Below are 20,392 nucleotides of genomic sequence, written 5' to 3'. Positions count from 1 at the left end.
GAGTGTTGGCGCGGCGCATCCCCCCAAGTGGCGCGTCAATAAAGGTGCCCAGGGACCGCGGTACCTTTGTTTTACTCCTAATGGTCTTAACCCGGATTCCCCCCCCAGAACCCGGGTTTTTTTTTGCCCGGATCCCCATGCGCGTTGCAGGGTCAGGGCACTCGGATCAACCAGCCACCCGCGCCAGCGGGAACAGTCGCTTGAAGTTGGCTGTGGTCTGCTCGGCCAAATGGGCATAGCTGACACCTCGTAGCGACGCCACGTACTCGGCCACTTCACGCACGTATTGCGGCAGATTCGGCTTGCCCCGGTATGGAATCGGCGCAAGGTATGGCGAGTCGGTCTCGACCAGCAGCCGGTCGGCAGGCACCTGACGGGCGACGTCACGCAGGGCATCGGCATTGCGGAAGGTGACAATGCCCGACAAAGAGATGTAATAACCCAGGTCCAAGGCTTGGCGGGCCATGTCCCAGTCTTCGGTGAAGCAGTGCAGCACACCGGCCTGGGGCAAGTTGGCCTCACGCAGCAACGCCAAGGTGTCGGCCCGTGCCGCGCGAGTATGAACGATCACCGGCTTGCCGGTCTGGCGCGACGCCTCCAGGTGCAGACGGAAGGATGCCTGCTGCAAAGCTGCCGCCTCCGGCTCGTAGTGGTAATCCAAACCCGTTTCGCCAATAGCGACGACGTGGGGGTGGGCCAGCTCACGCAGCAGCCACTCCAGCGCGGGTGTTTCACCGGGTGCAAGGTCCAACGGGTGCACCCCCACCGAGCAATCCACATCGGCGTATTGCTCGCTCAGCGCTTTGACGGCAGCGGCGTTCTCGGCGCTCACCCCGATACACAGAAAATGCCCGACACCCCGCTCCCGGGCGGTCTGCAGCGCCGCATCGAGGGAGCCCTGGTGGGCACTGAGGTCCAGACGATCAAGATGGCAATGGGAATCTACGAGCATGGGATGACGGCACACATGGAGAAAACGAAAGTATCAGCGGGCGCCAGGCAACTGGACCCAGTGGGCCAGCAAGGCTTCCAGCAGCAGGACACGATTGAGGTTGGCCTTGGCCAGTACTTTCTGGCGCTGTTCGAGAATCCACGCCTGGACCTCCAGCACCCTGCCCTGTCGGCTCTTCTGCGCCAGATACTGAACCACCTTGCGCATATCGGCCAAGCCTAGCCCCTCTTCGTCCTGGGTCAATTGATAACGCAGAATCAGGTGCGACCAGTCACAGAACCAGTCGAACAACAAGAGCAAAGGGACGTTGTTCCAGGCCTCGGCGAGCTGACTGGGCGATTGCTGTTGCTTGAGCAGCTTCTTGACCCCTTCGGTGACCAGCGCACGCTGTTCACGCACGCCTTGTGCCTGCAGACTGACAGCCATCAACGGCGAGCCAGCAGCGAGGGCCAGTAGCTCATCGCGCTCCTCAGCGCTGCTCTCGGGCAAGGCACCGGCCAACCAAGCCTGGCTTTGAGCCAGGCTTGGTTGCGGGCATGCGATCTGCTGGCAACGGCTCTTGATAGTCGGCAGCAAGCGGCTCGGCTGATGACTGACCAGTAGCAACACGGTGTCGCCGGAGGGTTCCTCCAGGCTCTTGAGCAAGGCGTTCGATGCATTGACGTTCATTGCCTCGACCGGCTCGATCAGCACCACCTTGCGCCCGCCCTGTTGGGCAGTCTGCACCACGAAGGACACCAGCTCACGCACCTGGTCGATCTTGATCGGCTTGTCGGCCTCTTCGGGCTCTAGCACGAAGTTGTCCGGATGGCTCCCCGCCTTGAGCAGCAGACACGACTTGCACTGGCCACAGGCATCCAGCCCCTGGGGCTGTTGACATAGCAGGCGCGCCATCAGGCGCTCGGCCAAGGCGCGTTTACCGATGCCCTGCGGCCCGTGCAGGAGGTAGGCATGGGCGTGCTGAGCACGTCCAGACAGTTGCTCCCAAAGCCCCTGCTGCCAGGGATAGGCTTCAGCCACGGCACCGCTCCAAAATGCCAGGCAACAGTGCGTCGATGGCACGCTGCACAGCCTCCAGCGGTTGTGCGGCATCCAGCACGCTATAGCGCTGAGGGGCGCCTTGGGCTCGCTGCAGATACGCCTGCCGCACAGCCTCGAAGAAGGCCTGGCCTTCCTGCTCGAAGCGGTCCAGGCGACCACGGGCAGCAGCGCGCGCCAGGCCGACCTCGACCGGCAGGTCGAACACCAGAGTCAGATCCGGACGCAACGAGCCCTGGACAAAGGTTTCCAAGGTAGCGATACGCGCCTGGGGCAGCCCCCGGCCGCCGCCTTGATAGGCATAGGTGGCGTCGGTGAAGCGATCGCAAAGCACCACCGCACCACGCGCCAGAGCAGGACGAATGACCTGATCCAGGTGCTGAGCGCGGGCGGCGAACATCAGCAGCAGTTCGGTATCGACCGCCATGATCTCGTCACTGGGCGCCAGCAACAGTTCGCGGATCCGCTCGGCCAGCGGCGTACCACCGGGTTCGCGGGTCATGACCACGTCCAGCCCTTGCTCGCGCAAACGCTCGGCCAGGTATTCGCGATTGGTACTTTTGCCCGCGCCTAACATTCTGTTCAGGAACGATGTCAACCAGACGTCAACCCCAAGCAAAATCACCAAAAATTTCATTGAACCTAATATTTTCAATGATTTAAATAATCCTATAAATCGTAAAATCAGGCCCGAAACGGCACACGTGTCAACCAGCTCGGTTTCGGGTGGCCTCAGAAGGCCAAATGTAAACCAAACAGCCCTTCCGGACGCAAAACCCCGTCAATCCCAGAGGCTTTTTCAGCCCTGGAATGTAAACCAAATGAGCTATGGTCATGATTGTATAGGGTCTTTTCAGCCCTGTCTGGATGACATCAAACGTCAAGAATCTACCGTCGAATCCGTCCCGCCCCTCTCAAAAACTCCGACCAACGGAGGCCGATCCGATGTCAACGTCCGTAAAAACGCCCACGCCAGAGACCCAATCATGTTTTGGAGCGAGCTTTAGCTGTCCGCTCGCCCTGGCGGAAGCCTTTGATGAACCGAACGCCCACAAGCTCGTCAACGTCCAGATCCAAAGCACAGTTGACGGGCTATGCGAGCGCAGGCCGGCCAGGCCAGCAGCGTGTTGATGGCGGTAAGTCGCCGGCAAATACACCGTCCCGCCACTACCGCCGAAGGCCCTAGTATCCACCTGATGCTGTGATACCCGGCGTAGGAACGTTTGATTATTTCCGGTTGATCTGCACGTCGGGCGTCACATCGCAGCGACTGCTGAGGAAATGTCGTCAATCTCGTCCAGATGCGCCTGGATCGTCAGCTTGGCTCGAATACTGGTGAGAAGGGATCTGGCTCTGCTTTTAGGTTTGGACTGGAATAACTCCGCACGAACCCTGTCGTTAGAAACAAACATATTTGCAGTAGCACGAAGCTGCGTAGTATTCAGTGAGTCGATGAAGTCGTCCAAATATGCAGCCGAGTCAAAGCGATCAACGCGGCGCAGATGGCGCTTCGCGGAGACGGTGAGCATCTTATCTCCCTCGATCATGTGATTCGGACAATGCGAGACACTGGTGCTGACATGCACGATAAGTACAAGGAGACATCGCGGGGCGGGTTAGCAGTCAATCTGATCGAGTGCTGATCCACGCTGATTGAAGGTGGCTCCTCGAAACTGTCGATGGAGCCACCTGGAGCAAATCGCATTTGACGATGACTAAGCGATCAACGATTACTCCTCCATCCCCTTCAAAACAGACAAGGCATGTGCCATAACAGCTGTCTGCCTATCCCGCAGTGGAAAACCGAAGGCGAGCGTTATCGAACTAATTTGCCAACCATCGAGCTCTAGGTCAGTCGGGATACAACGCTGTCGCGACTCACATCAGAACTCAACGAATCTGAATATTGCGAATCTTGGGAATTCCCAGGATCATCAGAGCCGAGACCATCCAGAAAATACTGCTCAAGCCGACCAACCCGCTAAACGAACCGGCGACTATTGGCACAAGAAAATTTGATGCATTCAGTGCCGTAAGCCTGATACCAAATGCCTCGCCCTGACGATGCAGTGGAGTTACTTGAACTAACATCGTCAATATCATAGGTTGGACACATCCTAATGCTGCGCCCAGCACAGTAGAGCACGTGAACATCATCAACGGGTTGTGCGCAAATGGGTAAATCGAAAACACTATGACTGCCACTACACATGAGCAAGCAATGATTTGTTTTTCTGAAAAGCGCTTACTCAAAATTGGCAAGACCAACCTGATCGCTGCTGCAGCAAAAGCAAAACCACCTAATATTACGCCTATGATTGAAGCACTGTAGCCGGCCTTAAAGCCTATTACAGGCACGATAAACGAGTGCACATCCCAAACCGTAGATTGGAGCCAGTTAATAAATAGAATACCCCTGAAATTTGCAGATTTCAAAAGATCCCAAGCAGGCGCCTTAATCGCAACTGGGACACTTGCACTGCGCATCGCGATTACCTTACGGGTGAACAACCACGACGAGCAGGATAAAAGTGCCAAAAATGCAAAACAATACTGAAAGGCCACATAATCGCCTTTGGCTGGTGTCAGTAAATCTATGATGAGCCCGGCAGCCAATGGGCCCAAAGAACTTGATAAAGCGGGCGATATCGCGAGCCAGCCAAAGTAATTTCGACGAGCTTCATCGCTTAGATCAGCCCGCCCGACGTGACGCTGCATGACAATCAAAGTGACGCAGTTTGCAGCCCCCAGCGCAACGGCAATCATTGAAATTATCACTATTTCCGGATGCAATGCCCCCAAGAAAAGCATTCCACCGGATCCCACTGCAGCATAAGCCATTGGGGCGTGCAGCCCCTTTTTGTCGGCAAAGCGTCCAATTGGAATGGCGAGAAATATCTGGCTTGCGGCGAATAGTGCCACAAGCGCCCCTACCGCTCCGTCACTTACACCTATGGAAAGCGCGTACAGAGGCGCTGCTAGCTTCAACCCTTGGAATGCCGCTAGCATGAGGGTTTGAGCACAGAGTATCAAAAGCAATTGGGAGCGTGACATGTTATGCACTCACTACGGTAGTGTAACGCACATTAACTTTTCTCTCGAAAACAAAAAAATCCCTGAGCCGCGTGGGGCTCAAGGAAAAGTACAAAGGATTAAATCATCTTGCCCCTGTATCTAAGGGTGTGAACGAGAGCAAGAGGCGACAATGATGTGAGCATTATGTGACCGCGCCGCATCACAGGTCTTAATTTTGGCATTATCCACCGACGGAATAAAATAAAAATATACACGCACCCTATAAGCCAATCTGATGGATCCGCCGCCGAGCGGGGGAAATCTCAGTGGTGATTCCATGTGATAAATAACTGCCATGGACATCAGCCACTCCCCGCTCAGACTATTGCCACGCACTACGTCAGGTATCAGCTTACGCTGCAGCTACACGAGCCAGTAGCCCTTCCATGGACTCGGACTCAAGCTTCAGTCCTTCAACCAGGTCGTTTTCGTTAGACAAGCCATCTGGCAGCAGTAGGGCCGACATTGCAACAATGCTCTGGGTGACCGGCATCGGTACATTGGCTATGCGCCCCAACGCCAAAGTGAACTCCAAACCGTATGGCACATCTTCAGAAATGTATCGGGTGTCTACTTCAATAGGCCCGGGCGGCCCACCCCTCTTCTGGTGTAGTTCCTCCGCAATTTCTTTCAAACCTTCGGACTGGATACCGAATGACTGTTTCAGTTTCTGCCCCAAAGTCTTAAGCTGCCATCCAAAAGCAGAGGCCAAATTCAATCGTTCAGCGTCAAGCTGCGCAATGAGTTTGCACACATAAGATGTCATATAATGATATTGAGGCCAGCTTTCTTTTCGTTCGATACGCGTCCAATTAAGGATAGCAAGCGGAGCGTGGAAAACGGCATTGGTATTATTCAATGTCGACATCAGTGGGTTTTCATCCACCACGAAATCACTACCGAATAAATCACTGCATACACGCTGCGCATCTTCAACTTTTGAAGCTGGCAAGCAGGAGACGCCCAGCGATGGGCGACGCACCATGATATTGACCTTGTCTTCCGAAACCCTTCGCGCGGTAAGTGCAGTTGTGCCAAAACTGGCGACGACAAGATCTACCCCCAGGTTCCTCGCGCGCTCCCGAAGATAAAGCGCCGACAACGAGCCCATTGAACTTACGATAACCGTCTGGCCGCTTCTCAAGCTTGGGAGCGCAGCATCAATTGCCTGTCGGTGCGCATTCACAGGCAAGCAGATAATTACCACGTCAGCCGCTGAAACCGTGTCCTCAGCGTTATTGACTCTATCAACGTCCACACTTCCCTCGAACACCCCCGTTGCATGCAACTTGAGGCGTCCCAACGAAGGCTGATCCGAGGAGCGCCCATTCCAAATCGTGACGCCGTTACCACGATTTGCAGTCCATGCCGCGTAAGCAAGGCCAATGCCACCAGCTCCGATAATTCCTACTTTGTATGACTGCATTTTCAAATCCCAGGTGAAGCAGTGCCGTCCCGGGTCTCAAAATAAACACCGAGAAACAGCACTGCATTTCGTTACTTGATGATGGTAATACCTGAACCGCTAGCTCAAACTCAGCACCATTCGCCTTCGGGCTCCATGTAAAAGTGACCCTCCCCGGCTTGGTGATACACCCGTGCCGGAGGAATGAAATCATGCGCTTTATACGGAGTTCTCAAAGTACCGGCAGACACTCGCTGCACCTGCTTTCGTGCAGGGTCAGGAATAGGTACTGCGTCAATCAAACGGCGTGTATAGGGATGTTTAGGATCGTTAAAGATTGCGGCACGAGGCCCAATCTCGACTATTTCCCCCATGTACATCACCGCCACTCGGTGGCTCACACGCTCAACTACCGCCATATCATGGCTAATGAATATGAAGCCCAAGCCCAGCTCTTGTTGCAATTCGAGCAACAGATTCACAATTTGGACTTTTACCGATACATCTAAGGCCGAAACCGCCTCGTCAGCGACAATCGTGCCTGGTCTCAACGCCAGAGCCCGAGCAATGCACACACGTTGACGCTGCCCGCCAGAAAACTCGTGCGGCAAGCGCCAAGCAGCATCGGCGGGCAGCCCCACTTTTACGAGCAACTCAATGGCGACCTCTTCACATCGCTTGGCATCGTAAAGCCCATGCACTCTTAGCGGCTCAATGATCGATTGAGCTACAGTCTGTCGTGGATTCAGGCTCGAATAAGGATCCTGGAAGACCATCTGGATCTTCCTGGCACGCTCCATTGGCGTGATAGACCCGAGCTCGACACCCTCCAACTTGACTGACCCATGGGTTGGATCAAGGAGCCCCGTGATGAGTCGTCCAGTCGTCGATTTGCCGCACCCGGACTCCCCAACAATTGCAAGCGTTTCACCTTGGCTAAGATTGAAACTCACGTTTTCGACCGCATGCACTCGGCCAGTGACGCGCTTGAAAAAACCAGACCGCACATCAAACCGAGTTGTCAGGCCAGACACCTCCAGGAGGTAGGGTTTGGTATGACGCACACTGTCTTTCATCTCGGGCGCAGGGACATTGCTTCCAGCGGCCATGTCATAGATCGGAAACGGCTTAGGCGACGGTTCAGCTGCCATTGATCCGAGTTCGGGCACTGCAGACAAAAGCGCTTTTGTATACGGCTTCTGAGGCGCCGAAAAAATCTCCGATGTGGAAGCCGTTTCTACCAGATCGCCGCGATACATGACCAATGTACGATCTGCTATCTGGGCAACCACGCCCATATCATGAGTGATGAACACAACCGCCATGTGCTCTTGCGCCTGCAATTCCTTGATCAACTCCAGGATTTGCGCCTGGATGGTCACATCAAGGGCTGTGGTCGGCTCGTCGGCGATCAACACTGCGGGATTGCAGGCCAACGCCATCGCGATCATGACGCGCTGACGCATTCCTCCCGAGAACTGATGCGGGTAGTCGTCATACCGCTCTTGGGCAGCGGGGATGCGAACCCGCTCCATCAGCTTCAGCGCTTCTTCCTTTGCCTGGGTCGCATCGAGCCCTCGGTGTAACCGCAATGGCTCAGCAATCTGTTCACCGATGGTCATGACCGGATTCAGCGAAGTCATTGGTTCCTGGAAGATCATCGCAATCCGATTTCCACGGATATCGGCCATCTCCGGCTCAGGCAGGCATAGCAATTCCTGGCCCTGCAACCGGATGCTTCCAGTCACCTGTGACGTATTAGCTGGCAGCAGTCCCAGGATAGACATCGCAGAAACACTTTTACCCGAGCCTGATTCGCCCACGATCGCCAGCGTCTCGCCTCGCGCGACACGAAAGCTGAGGTCTTTGACGACTGGCGACCAGCCACCGCCTCGCCGGAATGCGACGTTCAGTCCTGTAACTTCCAGAACAGTTTCTTGGTTCAACGGAAGCGATCCGTTCATAGATGAGGCCTCACTCATGCTTGCTCCGGGCTTATCACGGTTTGCCTGAACTGCACTAAGAGTATTCATGAGCGCTCCGAACGAGTCTTAGGATCGTTTGCATCACGCAATGCGTCACCCAGCAGGCTCAACGCAAGCACGGTCAGCAGAATTGCGAGGCTTGGGAATACCGTGAGCCACCACGCGTCCAAGATGTTCTCAAAACCTTCCCTGATCATGCTCCCCCAGGTCGGGGCGGGCGGTGGGACACCCAAGCCGATGAAGCTCAGCGAAGCTTCTGTGCGAATGGCCGTCGCCATCCACAGAGCACCGAGTACGAGAACTTCCGAGATCATGTTGGGCAAGATATGCACAGTCATCAGTCGACCAGGGCCATACCCCAACGAACGGCCAGCCTCGACGAAATCGCGTTGTTTGAGTGCTATGGTCGGAGCCCGGGCGATACGAACAAAAGGTGCGATCTCGGTGATGGCGATAGCGATGATGAGATTTTCAAGACTCGCGCCGAGCATGGCGGCAACCATGAGCCCAAGCAGCAGTGTCGGAAACGACAGCAGCACATCAACAAAGCCAGTGATCAGACGATCAGTTATGCCCCCGACATACCCGGCGATCACACCGAGCGCAGAGCCAACAACCATCGCAATCATCACGGCGACAAAACCAACGAGCAGCGACACACGAGTTCCGTAAATCAGGCGAGACAACACATCCCGACCGTAGGTGTCTGTGCCCAGCCAAAACTCAGCAGACGGCGGTTCCAACCGATAAGCGATGTTTTGCTGCAGTGGGTCATATGGCGCAATGAGTGGTGCGAACAATGCGACCAAGACGATCATCACCAGAAGGCCAATCCCAATCCAGGAAAGACGATTCTGAAACAAGGCTTGCCAAAGTGTCGTGGGCTTGGCTACGAGTGGTGCAGTGAGAGTAGTCATTTGATTTTCACCCGAGGATCAACCAACCCATAAACGATGTCGGTGATGATGTTTACGACGATCACACACAGTGCGAAGACGACCATCAGCCCTTGGAGCAGGGTGTAATCTCGGGTGTTGAGCGCACCCAAAATCAATTTCCCCAGACCAGGACGGTTAAACACGATTTCGGTTAGGACGGAGTTGCCGATGAGCGTCCCAAAATACAGGCCTACTACGGTGACAATCGGAATCAGTGCATTACGCAGCCCATGCCTCAACACCAATCGCATAGGACGAACACCTTTGGCTTTGGCCGTGCGGATGTAGTCCTCACCAAGCACGCTGATCATCGAGGAGCGCGTAACGCGCATCACATAGGCCGTCATGATCAGACCCAGGTTCAATGCGGGCAGTGTGAGAGCATGGAGTTGGGAGAGGAAACCTCCGTCGACCAAGCTTCCGATCACGGGGAACCACCGGAAATGGATGGCGAAAACCAGGAGCATCAACATGGCAGACACGAACGCGGGGAACGACAACCCAGTCAGCGACAGAATGCGGCCCACGTAGTCTGGCCAGGCGTTGCGACGAAGCGCCGCCCAGACACCAAGGGGCAGACCGAACACGAGGCCGATCAACACGGATGCAAACGTCAATTGCAGCGTCCACGGTAGAACCAGGGATACCTCCTGCAGCACAGTTCTGCCGCTGGTCATTGAGGCCCCGAAATTCCCTGAGAGCATGTCGCCGAGGAAGTGGATATATTGCATCGCGATTGGTTGATTTAGGCCCAGTTGCTCACGCATGGCTGCCAAAGACTCTGCACTCGCCTGGTCACCGAGAATGACAGCAGCCGGGTCACCGGGTACCAGACGAACGAGTACAAAGACAGCGGTCAACATTGCCAGCAAGGTCGGAATCGCGAGCATCAGTCGCTTAATCGCAAACTGAATCATGACTGCTCTCCAAAGATGATCAGTTCAGACGTTGACACCATGTCGATTGTGCTCAGTCGCATAGCTGCCACCGTAAGTGGCATGCCCTTACGCGGCGGCCTCATCAGGTTTTTCAAGTTATGAATCATGGCTATTTCTCCTCCACATCAAGTGAGGCCAGTTCCCCAAGTGTTATTGGTTTAAGGGGGGGACGGATCCGGTAGAAACCAACATCCTCAACTGCTTTTTGTTGCTCGGCTGCAACGATGCTCGCGATGGTGTAGCCGCACTGCCGACCTTGGCAGGGGCCCATACCTGCACGCGTAAACGCCTTAAGCTGATTGACGCCTGGCTGGGCTATTGCACAGGCTTTACGAATGTCTCCTGCCGTCAGCTCCTCACAACGACAGACCACGGTTTCATCGGAAGGGGTGTAGATGCTTTCGCGTGGGGGATACATCGAATCCAGCATTGGCCGCAGACGTAGCAAAGTTTGGAGTCGACGACTCAATGCATCTGTGTTCTTCGCCACCTCATCTGCAGCCATACGACCGGCACGTTTAGCCATGCCGATTGCTGCCAACTCTCCCCTGACACACGCAGCCTTGGCACCGCCGATTCCTGCGCCGTCACCCGCAACGAAAATGCCCGGTTGATCGGTCTCGCCCCACTCATCAAGATCTGGGACGAGGCACCTTTGCTGTGCACTCCAGCTGTGTTTGCAGCCCAGCGATTGGGTAATGTGGATAGAAGGAATCACCCCTTCGTGGGACAGTAGGACGCTCGCCGGCACTGTGCAGAGCTCCCCGCTTTTGAGCCTGAATTGAAGCTGCTCAAGCCGGCCATCACCCAGGGCCCGCAGCTCTTTCACGCCTTTGATTCGACGGGCTCCCGAGCGACGGATTTCATGCAGCCATGCAAGGCCCTTACTGACTTCCTTGAACTCAGCAACCATAGAGCTCGCCCATGGAAGCGCGCGTCGCCAACCGCCTGGCGGCGTAGTATCAAGCCAGCCAGCAACCTTGCCTCCCGCTCGAATAAGTTGTGCCATGTACAGCAGGGGTAACGGCCCACTACCAACGACCCAAACAGGCTCTGCAGGGATCTGGCGAGACGTTTTCAGAAGGATCTGAGCGGCACCTACCGTGAGGACACCTGGCAACGTCCATCCTGGAAATGGCGCTGGGCGCTCCTGGGCACCGGTAGCGAGTAACACCTGACGGGCACCAACGGCCTCAGCTACACCATTACTCTTGATGAACACTGTCCAGCCAGGCTCAATTTTCCACATCTGAGTGTTGGGTTCGTACTTTGCACCGCATGCACGGAACCGCTGTACCAGCTCTGCACCGGATTTGTACTCGGCACCCAAGATGTCGCCGGTGGCTGTGTGCGCGATGGTTTCTACAGCACGCCAAATTTGCCCACCTGGTGCGGGCTGCTCATCCACCACGAGCACCTGGAGGCCTTGCTCGCTAAGAACAACGGCAGCACTCATGCCGGCAGGCCCAGCACCGACGATAACCACATCAAACGTTCGGCTCACGACACTACACTCCGGCGGCCATACTGCCGCTCAACGCGCATTCCATCTTTGACTGTCACTAAACAAGTTTGGGTTGAGGCATTCCCATCCACTACTGCAAGACAGTCGAAGCAGACACCCATCATGCAATAGGGCGCGCGCGGGCTTCCTTTCACTGGGGAGGTTCGGTTAACTGCAGTGCTTTGCCTCAGCAACACCGCCGCTACCGTTTCACCTTGCTCAGCCATCACTGGTACGCCATCCACATAAATCGTGATCGTGATGGCGTGCAGTTCAGGAAGTTTTTTGAAGATCGAAACGTCCATAATGGAAAATCTCTAAATCAGCGGGGATCGATTTTGCGTCGAATGCTTTCGCGTACTCATTGGCGTGAAAGGACGCCAAAGTCACACCCGAGTGGCATGTGGCGATCTCTGCACCGGGGTGGGTCAACGACCTCGCATACACAGGATTTCCATCGGGCGTCATGATCCGGAGACACGACCACTGGCGAACTAATTTGGCCTGTGCAAGATCCGGAAGAATTTTCAACGCCTTACGAGTAATCCGCGCAGCGCCTTCGGTAGTGGTTGCGAGGTCAAAACCTACCTCCTCCTGCGTCACGCCAATCATCACCGTGCCTTCCGCTGTTTGCCGCAATCCGCTCCCGGGAATTGGAAGTAGCGGCGCAAGGCGCTCAGTAACCAGGAGCTGGCCCCGCTGCGGGCGGATAGGCACGTTCAGACCCACCATTGGCCCCAGCGCTGCGCACCCTAATCCAGCCGCAATGACGATTCGCTCACACTGCGCGCGGTACTCGCCTGACTGAACTTCAAAGCCCCCGCCAGATAGGCGTCGTATATCCGTGACCGGGCGGTTGTTCTGGAGCTGCCCGCCACGAGCCATGAAGGCCTTTTGCATTGCGGCAAGCAACCGAAGCGGATTCGCATGGCCATCGAACTCGCCGAAACTCGCACCGACAACGGCCTTGCCAATCTTCATTGTTGGAAATCGACGCAGCAGTTCAGCTCGATCTAGCATGTGGGCTGAAGGAGCGAGTTCTGGTGTTTGCCTGTTCCAGGCATCCATCGCCTTCGCCCGAGCATCGAACTCATCGTCACTGAGGCAGAAGTTCAAGCCCCCCTTCTGCTCGTAGTCCAGCGAGATGCCGCTTTCTTCCTCAAGCTGCGAAGCGAAACTTGGCCAGGCCTTAGCTGCGTTCAGGGAGAGGCGCTGATAGTTAGGGTCGCGCATCCCTTTGCCATGAGCCCACACCAGACCAAAATTAGCCTTGGCGGCGCGGTAATCGGTGTCAGCTCCATCCAGCATCAGAATACGGCGCTTACCACCTGCGAGACCGTAGCCAATCGCGGCCCCCACCATGCCCCCGCCAATGATGATCACATCAAATTGGGCAGTCATTTACTGATCATCCCGTTTGACCGTAGTGAGCTCGGTGACTGGCGGTTGCAAATTCAGAGCACCATGGAGGACATACCCATAATCCACGCTGGCAGCTTTAGCCCAGACCTGTTTCAGACCAAACAAAGGGATGGCGCATACGTCGTCGTGAATCTGAACCTGCGCCTTTTTCCACAAATCGAGTTGAGTCTGCGGATCAGCCTCGACCCTGGCTTTCCGGATGGCATCATCAGCTACTGAGCAATGTCCGAAATTCGACATTGCAGCGGGTGCGCCGATGGCAGAAGCCGAATCGTAAAACTCTGTCAGCCAGTAGTCGGCGCCCGGATATCGAGCAGCACCGTAAAACACGATCGCGCTCTGGTCTTGACGGCTTTTGGCCTGGTAAGTCGCGTGATCCACGACTTCCATTTCCAAGGTGATACCTGCCTTGGCGAGCTGGGCTTGGATAATCTCCATGATCGGCAATTGCGGGGCCGCGTTGGAAACAACCGATTTGAGTTTTAACCCGTTGGGATAACCCGCGCTGGCCAACAAGGCTTTCGCGTGCGCAGGATCGTAAGCGTATGGCCCGGCACTGCAATCAAGCCCCTGGTAGCCATTAGGTATGATGGAGCATCCGCCATCGGCTACATCTTTACCCGCGTAGCGAATGATCTCATTGATGTTGACCGACGCAGCGATAGCTTGCCGAACCTTGACGTCGTCTAACGGCTTGATATTCCGGTTAAGAAAGAGAGTTCGGAATTCGGCAGGCTCAAAAACGTCCACGGTCACACCACGAGCCCTGCTGCGCTCGACCCAGCGCTGCTCGCGCTTGCCGAGCATCAGATCAAGCTCATCGGAGGCAAAAGCCAACTCGCGAGCGCTATCAGAAGGGATCATCCTGTAAACAATCGCGCCAAGCTTTGGCTTCCCGCGAAAATACTGGTCGTTGGCCACCAATTTCACATACTGCTGGGTGATGTGCTCCGAGAAAGCGAATGGGCCAGTTCCGATTGGCGCTTGGCCATAACGCTCACCCAGCTTCTCCGCTGCGGCCTTACTGACGATCTGACCGCCGTGGTAGTTCGATACCCGGCCAAGGAATGCAGTATCCGGATATTTGAGGGTTACCTTGACCGTGTAGTCGTCCAAGGCCTCAACTTTCTCCAGAGCAGTAAAGTTGGCTGAAAAGCTGGAGCGCTTCGGGTCTGCTGCCCTTTGCAGGGAGTAAACCACGTCGGCAGCCTTCAGCTCGCCATAACCACCATGGAACATTACCCCTTTGCGGAGGAAGAAAGTCCAAACCTTCTTGTCATCAGAGGATTCCCAGCGCTCAGCGAGATCCGCTTCCAGCGCGGCTGGATCTGAACTGCCTGGAGGGAACCGCACCAACGCATTGAACATCTCGGCAACGATGCCTTTGTCACCTACGAGCGAAGCACGGTGCGGGTCGAGACTGGTGATATCAGCAATGCCTGGACTAACTGAGATCGTAGCGCGAGCGCGATCTTGAGCCAGTGCCAAAGGGCTGATCCCTGACAACGTTATCAACGCGGCAACGGCGCTCATTCGGAGGGTCAAACCTAATGCTTTCATTTTTCACGACTCCGGGGATAAAGGTGCTGATTTCAACTAGCCAGTTACGTGCAGCTTGGCTGGGCGGAGGGGACTTGATGCAGATCCCTGACCTGTATGCTTTTTAGCAATACCTAGGCCAACCCATTTTATCTTCCTGATTTCTAAGTGTTTTATTTTCAGAATTCTGGTTTTCCATAGCATGAATAGCATTGCTCAATGTCTTTTCACTATAGAAAATAAGAAGCCTTCTATGTGGGGGCACTACGGCAGGGCGTGACTAGCGATGGAACGCTCCAAAATGAAACGTCGTAGTTACGTCCGCTACCTTCCGTAACATTTCGAGCGTAAACTTGAATGTCCACTGATACGGATGAGACGCAATTGCGATTATGGTATTCATCTTCACACACAGAGGTCGCATTTCGATAAGAAGGCGGAGTAATTCCAATGGCCAAAACGTGGACGAGCAGAATCAGCAACACCCATCACCGCACCGTTGTACAATGTCTCTTTAGAATAGAACCTCGTTATCCCTAAGCCCTGAAGAAGCAGGGCGAAAGCCTTTGATTAGCAATGGGCGGTACCGTAAGCTAAAAATCTCATGTCTTTATGCTATCGATAGGTGGGGCGCCATGGAGAACAGAATTACCCTTCGTCACCTGGAAGCATTTCGAGCAATCATGGTGCGAAAATCGGTTACCGGCGCAGCGGAAATGCTAGAAGTGACTCAACCAGTGGTTACCAGATTGATTGCCGATCTAGAGGAACGAATAGCGCTGACACTCTTTACGAGGACTAAGGGCCGTCTTGTACCTACTCCAGAAGCGGCTCTGCTCGTCAAAGACGTTGAGCAATCATTGCTGAGTATCGAGCGTATTGCTAATGCGGCAACAAATATCAAATCCTTGAAAATGGGGCGACTCGAAATTGCAGCATCACCAAATATGGCGCTGTCGTTCCTACCACGCGCAATAAACAGTTTCACCCTAGCTCATCCCGACGCACATGTCTCAATGCGTATGCACAGTTCACCCACAGTTCTGGATATGGTGCAAAGAGATCAATGCGATTTAGGCTTTGCGATGTTCCCGGCACGCTCTACTAAGGCGGGAAATAGCGAAACTCTGGTATCAGCCAAAATGGTGGCCGTCGTACCAAAAACGCATGCACTCGCCTCAAAAAGAACTTTACGACCTGAGCATTTCGAGGGTGAGCGTTTCATTTCCATGATGCCCCTGATGGAATCCAGGATGCGCATAGATTCCCTTATGCTTTCTCATGGCGTTAAACGGCACGTAAATTGCGAAACTCAGACCTCTGCCGCAGTCTTGCAGCTCGTTGAAGCGGGAGTCGGGATCTCGATCATCGACCCTTTAACAGCCTGCGGATATACAGGAACCGGACTGAAATTTTTAAATTTCGAGCCTGTAATTAGAAATGACTATTCTATCGTGATTTCTCAGAGAAATTCTTCCACCCTGATATTGAAGCCATTCATTGATCATGCGAAGAAAGAAATTCTCAATATGGTACCGGCCCATTTACTCATTCGAAGTTAGTCAAAAACTATTCACCAACGCCCCGAATACCAACGCAGTAGGGCGTGAGAATGCAAAAAATCTGAGCGGACATCCCTGTCACGCTCAGATCAACGAACTCGATCTCGGTCAAAATTACTCAGGTTGACCAAGTCGACTAAGCTGGTCGGCTCAATAAGATGCTTCAGGCCTAGCGGTGGACTTAAAACCACTGATGCGCGTAGAAGGCAGCTTCAGGATGACCAGCGCCGACACGACAGCTGCTGGGATCAGCAAGAACGCTGGAGACGCCGCAATTTTAGTAACAGAGATCAACCAGGTCGAGATCAAGGGTGCGAACCCGCCGAAGCAACATACCGCTAATGTGTAACCTACGGTCATCCAGGTGTTGCGCAAGCGCGTTGGGAAAATTTCGCAGATGGTAGCTGGCCCAGGGCCCGAATACATTGCGAATAGTGCGCTCAGGCAGCATTGCAGCATGACCACTTGATGGAAGGTTGCACCACCAGACATCATATTCAGAATTGGGTACGCAAGGGTAGCCGTGCCAAGACATGCGAGGAGAAGAAGCGGCTTTCGTCCAAATCGGTCGGACAGAGCCCCGGCGACTGGTATCAGCATGATCTGAAGCAGCAGTGCGATATTACTGGAGATCAACGCCTCAGTCCTGGTGAGACCGGCATGATTTTGCGTATAAGTAACCATATACGCCGATACCAAGTAGGAGAGTGTAGTCCAGAAAATAGTGAAACCAAACGCTTGCAAACCAAGTACGTAGGGCTTGGTTTCAGTTGGATTCACAACTTCACTTTTACTGCTGACGTACTCTGGGGTTTCCTCAGCATGAGCACGCAGGAACAAGCTGAATGCGAAAATTGCAAGACCACCTGCGATGAATGGTACACGCCAGCCCCAATCCATCAAGTCCTCAGCCGGAATCAGCAGGAGAGCAGAAGCAACAAGGGATGCTAACAATGCTCCACCAGAAGAACTTACGCTCTGGAAGCTTCCAAAGAACCCTTTACGACCTACAGGAGACCACTCCACGATATAAGATGCAGAGGTTCCCCATTCGCCACCTGCGGCGAACCCTTGGAGGCATCTCAACATAACTAACAAAATTGGAGCTCCGACACCAATAGTCTCGTATGTTGGAATCAGGCCGATACCAATACTGCCAATGGCCATACAGATGATCGTCAGCAACATTGCGGGCTTTCGCCCCTTTTTGTCACCAATGCGACCAATTACATAGCTACCTAGCGGTCGAGCAATGAAACCCGCTCCGTAAGCAGCGAACGTCTGCAGAAGAGATGTTGTTTCATCCACGTTCGGAAAGAACAATTTAGCGATGGTCGTAGCAAAAAATGCGTAGACCGCAAAATCGTAGACTTCAAGTAAGTTACCGCTTCCAGAAGTGGCCACGGCGAACCAGGTCTTCTTGGTAGATATTGTTTTAGTCATGATTATCTTCTATCGAGTGGGGCGCCGCACGTAACACCACCGTGCGGGCAACGATTCGTTTTTTGTTTTCCATCCCGCATAGCAAGGCTCGAAGGGTGGATCAAATCCAGCTACGCATCTGCTTCAACAATCGCTGTAGCACCAGACAAGTCGCCGAGCTTTTCCCCTTCTCTAATCCGCCGACAGTTCTCGACACCGCGAACCTGTTTGGCCAGCGCCGTTTGAACAACTTCATCAAGTTCAGACGGATTCAAGACAAGAACTCCGTTCTCATCACAGATCACGATATCACCCGGACATACAGCAACGCCGCCACAGGAGACAGGCATGTTCAACTTGCCGCCCAGCCCATAGATTCGGGTAGTAATCGGAGACACACCACGGCTCCAGACTGGGAAATCATGCTCTTGAATTTCATGTGGGTCGGTACACATGCCATCGATCACTGCAGCACTCGCACCGGCAGTGACAGCCGCCTGCGTGACACCTCCACCCCAACAGGCATGTTTGCGATCACCCAAGCGATCAATCACCACAATGTGGCCAGGCTTAAGCAATCCCAGGGTGTAATGCAATAAGGTTGAGTCTTGAGCAGGCAGCGCCAAAGTCACTGCAGTACCAACGACGCGCTTACTATTCCCCAGTGCTTGAATCTCGCCATCCATGAATCCCCAGTGACGGAGATGACCGACCGTAGCGGTTTCGACCTCTAGGAGGATCTTTTCCAGCTCGGGAGTGATGGGATCCGGCATATCGCCTATCAGAAACTTTTTCATTTCTGAAGCACCTTGTGCGAAGCAAGCGGGATTTGCTTGCGTACCGCTGCGATGCGCTCGGGTTCGATGTTGGCAGTTACGTAGCCGACACCATCCGACGCCTTGGCGATAATGTGTCCCCATGGATCACAAACCAGCGAGTGCCCGTAGGAGTAGCGAGTCTCACCGGACTGTTCGAATGGGCCAGTTTGACCTGGAGCCAGGAAGTAGCACTGTGTTTCAATTGCCCGAGCGCGGCAGAGTACATCCCAATGGTCTTTACCAGTTTGAAGGGTAAATGCCGCAGGCAGTACGATTACATCAGCACCTAACGCAACCAGCTTTTGGAAAAGCTCCGGGAAGCGAATGTCGTAGCAGATCGCAAAGCCATACTTAAGGCCTTCAATATCGACCACCGATACCTCGCTACCTGGCGCTACTGCACTGGATTCGCCATAGCGCATACCGTCAGGAGTTACGATATCGAACAGATGGATTTTACGGTAGCGACCAAGCTCGTTGCCTTTGGGATCAAAAACGACCGAGGTGTTATAGACGCGGCTACCGTCAGGCGTGCTTTCATAGAAGCTACCGGTGTGAACGTAGACGTTGCAGTCCTGTGCCAGTTTTTTACACATTTCATAAGCCGGCCCCCCGCTATGCGGCTCGCCAGCTGCGATCTTTTGTTCAGGTGAACCACCCGCCCAGTCAAAGTGCTCAGGAAATACAACAAGACGTGAACCGTCTCGATCGATTGCCTGACGTGCGAGACGATCAGCTTCGGCCAAATTGAACGCCTTGTCCTGTACTGAATTCACCTGGATAAGAGAAACTTTCACAATCAATCCTCGCGTTTTATTAAACTTCTGGCAATCTGCCTCAGGAGTGTTCATCCGAGACGCTTTCCGCATATATCTGTGTCAGATACTGCATTAGTGCATGCGCCGCTCTATTTGGGTGTAACGACGACGAGTTGATCACGCCTATCTTGAGTTCAAGCGCATTATCCAGACCGAATGACTGAAGCTGGCTATCAGCCCGCTCCATCAAGCTAAAACTATTTACGAACGTAACTCCAAGGCCACCACGAACCAGCTCGATCGCCGTACCAGCTCCGCCAACCTCAATCGTGTAATTAGGCGTCACCCCAGCTTCATGAAACCATTTATCGACCATTGGCCTGATAAGCCCCGTGGCCTTAAGAGCAACTATAGGCACTCCATCTAACTGGCTTGCAGTAACAACCGCGCCTTGCGAAATTTGAGCGCCAGGCGACGCAACACAGATAATTGGACTGCTAAACAACGTAGAGCTTTGATCTTCCAAACCTGGCGAAATTGACAATATGCCCAAATCGGCTTGACCTGAATTGACTCGATGGGTAATGAGCTCTCTGTGCTCAACATCCAAATCGATTTTGATTCCTGGATGTAACGCTGCAAACTTGCCGATACCATTCACAATCCGTCCGGCAGACAGAGCCTGCGTGATTAGAATGCGTAACTCGGCGTTGCCATAATTCGCGATCTTGTGAGCTACTGCCTCAACAGACTCAAGCCCCTGATAGAGACGATCTACCTCAGCGAGTAACTGGATCGCCTCCGGTGTCGCACTGAGTTTTCCTCCTTGTCTATTGAATAGAGGAAATCCAACAGCGGTTTCAAGCCCAGAAATCATGTAACTGATAGCGGGCTGGGTAACGGCCATAGCCGCACTAGCTCGCACCATGCTTCCTTCGCGCATGACCGTTCTGAATGCTTCTATCTGCCTTAATTTTATAGGCATGTGTACTCCCTATCGCAGACGGTTTTTATTTATATCCGTCGCGTTCAGTTA

18 protein-coding genes and 1 pseudogene are annotated in these 20,392 nt (G+C 54.0%); 2 read left to right on the top strand and 17 right to left on the bottom strand.

The window, feature by feature from the left end:
* Nucleotides 1-166: 166 nt before the first annotated feature.
* The 4 genes from R6G97_RS15135 to R6G97_RS15120 all read right to left on the bottom strand — a co-directional run bounded on the left by R6G97_RS15135 (nt 167) and on the right by R6G97_RS15120 (nt 3,519).
* Entirely contained in the window at nt 167-952 is a 786-nt protein-coding gene (locus tag R6G97_RS15135) for a TatD family hydrolase (RefSeq protein WP_090343791.1), read from the bottom strand.
* Between the two features lie 33 nt (nt 953-985).
* A complete protein-coding gene (locus tag R6G97_RS15130; RefSeq protein ID WP_090343789.1) occupies nt 986-1,972 on the bottom strand; it encodes a DNA polymerase III subunit delta' in 987 nt (328 codons plus the stop codon).
* A complete protein-coding gene (tmk, locus tag R6G97_RS15125; protein WP_317848157.1) occupies nt 1,965-2,567 on the bottom strand; it encodes a dTMP kinase in 603 nt (200 codons plus the stop codon). Before tmk ends, R6G97_RS15130 begins: the two co-directional genes overlap by 8 nt.
* Nucleotides 2,568-3,246: 679 nt before the next feature.
* On the bottom strand, nt 3,247-3,519 hold the full coding sequence (locus tag R6G97_RS15120) for a hypothetical protein (protein ID WP_317847183.1): 273 nt from the start codon (nt 3,517-3,519) through the stop codon (nt 3,247-3,249).
* Between R6G97_RS15120 and R6G97_RS15115 the strand changes: the two are divergent.
* A pseudogene (locus R6G97_RS15115) lies at nt 3,469-3,633 on the top strand (L-serine ammonia-lyase, iron-sulfur-dependent, subunit beta); the annotation flags it as partial. The gene R6G97_RS15120 and the pseudogene R6G97_RS15115 sit on opposite strands and share 51 nt — an antisense overlap.
* Before the next feature lie 247 nt (nt 3,634-3,880).
* Here the strand turns inward: R6G97_RS15115 and R6G97_RS15110 are convergent.
* The 9 genes from R6G97_RS15110 to R6G97_RS15070 all read right to left on the bottom strand — a co-directional run bounded on the left by R6G97_RS15110 (nt 3,881) and on the right by R6G97_RS15070 (nt 14,817).
* Nucleotides 3,881-5,044 carry an MFS transporter gene (locus R6G97_RS15110; RefSeq protein WP_062391087.1) on the bottom strand — a complete coding sequence of 388 codons (1,164 nt, stop codon included), beginning with the start codon at nt 5,042-5,044 and terminating at the stop codon, nt 3,881-3,883.
* Between the two features lie 373 nt (nt 5,045-5,417).
* Nucleotides 5,418-6,491, bottom strand: a complete 1,074-nt coding sequence (locus tag R6G97_RS15105; RefSeq protein ID WP_062391088.1) for an NAD/NADP octopine/nopaline dehydrogenase family protein — start codon at nt 6,489-6,491, stop codon at nt 5,418-5,420.
* A gap of 110 nt (nt 6,492-6,601) precedes the next feature.
* Nucleotides 6,602-8,452: an ABC transporter ATP-binding protein gene (locus R6G97_RS15100; protein ID WP_197686808.1), complete on the bottom strand. Its 1,851-nt coding sequence runs from the start codon at nt 8,450-8,452 to the stop codon at nt 6,602-6,604.
* A 47-nt stretch (nt 8,453-8,499) separates the two neighbouring features.
* Nucleotides 8,500-9,372 (bottom strand): ABC transporter permease, encoded by an 873-nt coding sequence (locus tag R6G97_RS15095; RefSeq protein ID WP_182374844.1) that lies wholly within the window; start codon nt 9,370-9,372, stop codon nt 8,500-8,502.
* Nucleotides 9,369-10,310, bottom strand: coding sequence for an ABC transporter permease (locus R6G97_RS15090; RefSeq protein WP_062391090.1), 942 nt, complete (start codon nt 10,308-10,310; stop codon nt 9,369-9,371). The genes R6G97_RS15095 and R6G97_RS15090 overlap by 4 nt, the downstream gene beginning before the upstream one ends.
* A 130-nt stretch (nt 10,311-10,440) precedes the next feature.
* Nucleotides 10,441-11,835, bottom strand: coding sequence for an NAD(P)/FAD-dependent oxidoreductase (locus R6G97_RS15085; RefSeq protein ID WP_082061016.1), 1,395 nt, complete (start codon nt 11,833-11,835; stop codon nt 10,441-10,443).
* A complete protein-coding gene (locus R6G97_RS15080; protein WP_197686809.1) occupies nt 11,832-12,140 on the bottom strand; it encodes a (2Fe-2S)-binding protein in 309 nt (102 codons plus the stop codon). The genes R6G97_RS15085 and R6G97_RS15080 overlap by 4 nt, the downstream gene beginning before the upstream one ends.
* Nucleotides 12,109-13,236, bottom strand: coding sequence for an NAD(P)/FAD-dependent oxidoreductase (locus R6G97_RS15075; RefSeq protein ID WP_010955160.1), 1,128 nt, complete (start codon nt 13,234-13,236; stop codon nt 12,109-12,111). Before R6G97_RS15075 ends, R6G97_RS15080 begins: the two co-directional genes overlap by 32 nt.
* Nucleotides 13,237-14,817 (bottom strand): ABC transporter substrate-binding protein, encoded by a 1,581-nt coding sequence (locus R6G97_RS15070; RefSeq protein ID WP_317847182.1) that lies wholly within the window; start codon nt 14,815-14,817, stop codon nt 13,237-13,239.
* A 614-nt stretch (nt 14,818-15,431) separates the two neighbouring features.
* Here R6G97_RS15070 and R6G97_RS15065 point away from each other — a divergent pair.
* A complete protein-coding gene (locus R6G97_RS15065) occupies nt 15,432-16,358 on the top strand; it encodes a LysR substrate-binding domain-containing protein (RefSeq protein ID WP_317847181.1) in 927 nt (308 codons plus the stop codon).
* A 150-nt stretch (nt 16,359-16,508) separates the two neighbouring features.
* On the opposite strand, the gene R6G97_RS15060 is transcribed toward R6G97_RS15065, so the two are convergent.
* The 4 genes from R6G97_RS15060 to R6G97_RS15045 form a co-directional block, all read right to left on the bottom strand.
* Nucleotides 16,509-17,801: an MFS transporter gene (locus R6G97_RS15060; RefSeq protein ID WP_317847180.1), complete on the bottom strand. Its 1,293-nt coding sequence runs from the start codon at nt 17,799-17,801 to the stop codon at nt 16,509-16,511.
* Nucleotides 17,802-17,911: 110 nt separating this feature from the next.
* Nucleotides 17,912-18,577 (bottom strand): RraA family protein, encoded by a 666-nt coding sequence (locus R6G97_RS15055; RefSeq protein ID WP_317847179.1) that lies wholly within the window; start codon nt 18,575-18,577, stop codon nt 17,912-17,914.
* Nucleotides 18,574-19,449: a carbon-nitrogen hydrolase family protein gene (locus R6G97_RS15050; RefSeq protein ID WP_317847178.1), complete on the bottom strand. Its 876-nt coding sequence runs from the start codon at nt 19,447-19,449 to the stop codon at nt 18,574-18,576. The genes R6G97_RS15055 and R6G97_RS15050 overlap by 4 nt, the downstream gene beginning before the upstream one ends.
* A complete protein-coding gene (locus R6G97_RS15045) occupies nt 19,436-20,341 on the bottom strand; it encodes a LysR family transcriptional regulator (protein ID WP_317847177.1) in 906 nt (301 codons plus the stop codon). Before R6G97_RS15045 ends, R6G97_RS15050 begins: the two co-directional genes overlap by 14 nt.
* Between the last annotated feature and the right edge of the window lie 51 nt (nt 20,342-20,392).

This window comes from Pseudomonas sp. HTZ2, from assembly GCF_033173945.1.
In the GTDB taxonomy this organism is placed as follows: Bacteria; Pseudomonadota; Gammaproteobacteria; order Pseudomonadales; family Pseudomonadaceae; genus Aquipseudomonas; species Aquipseudomonas guariconensis.
This window is presented reverse-complemented; position numbering and strand designations above follow the sequence as displayed.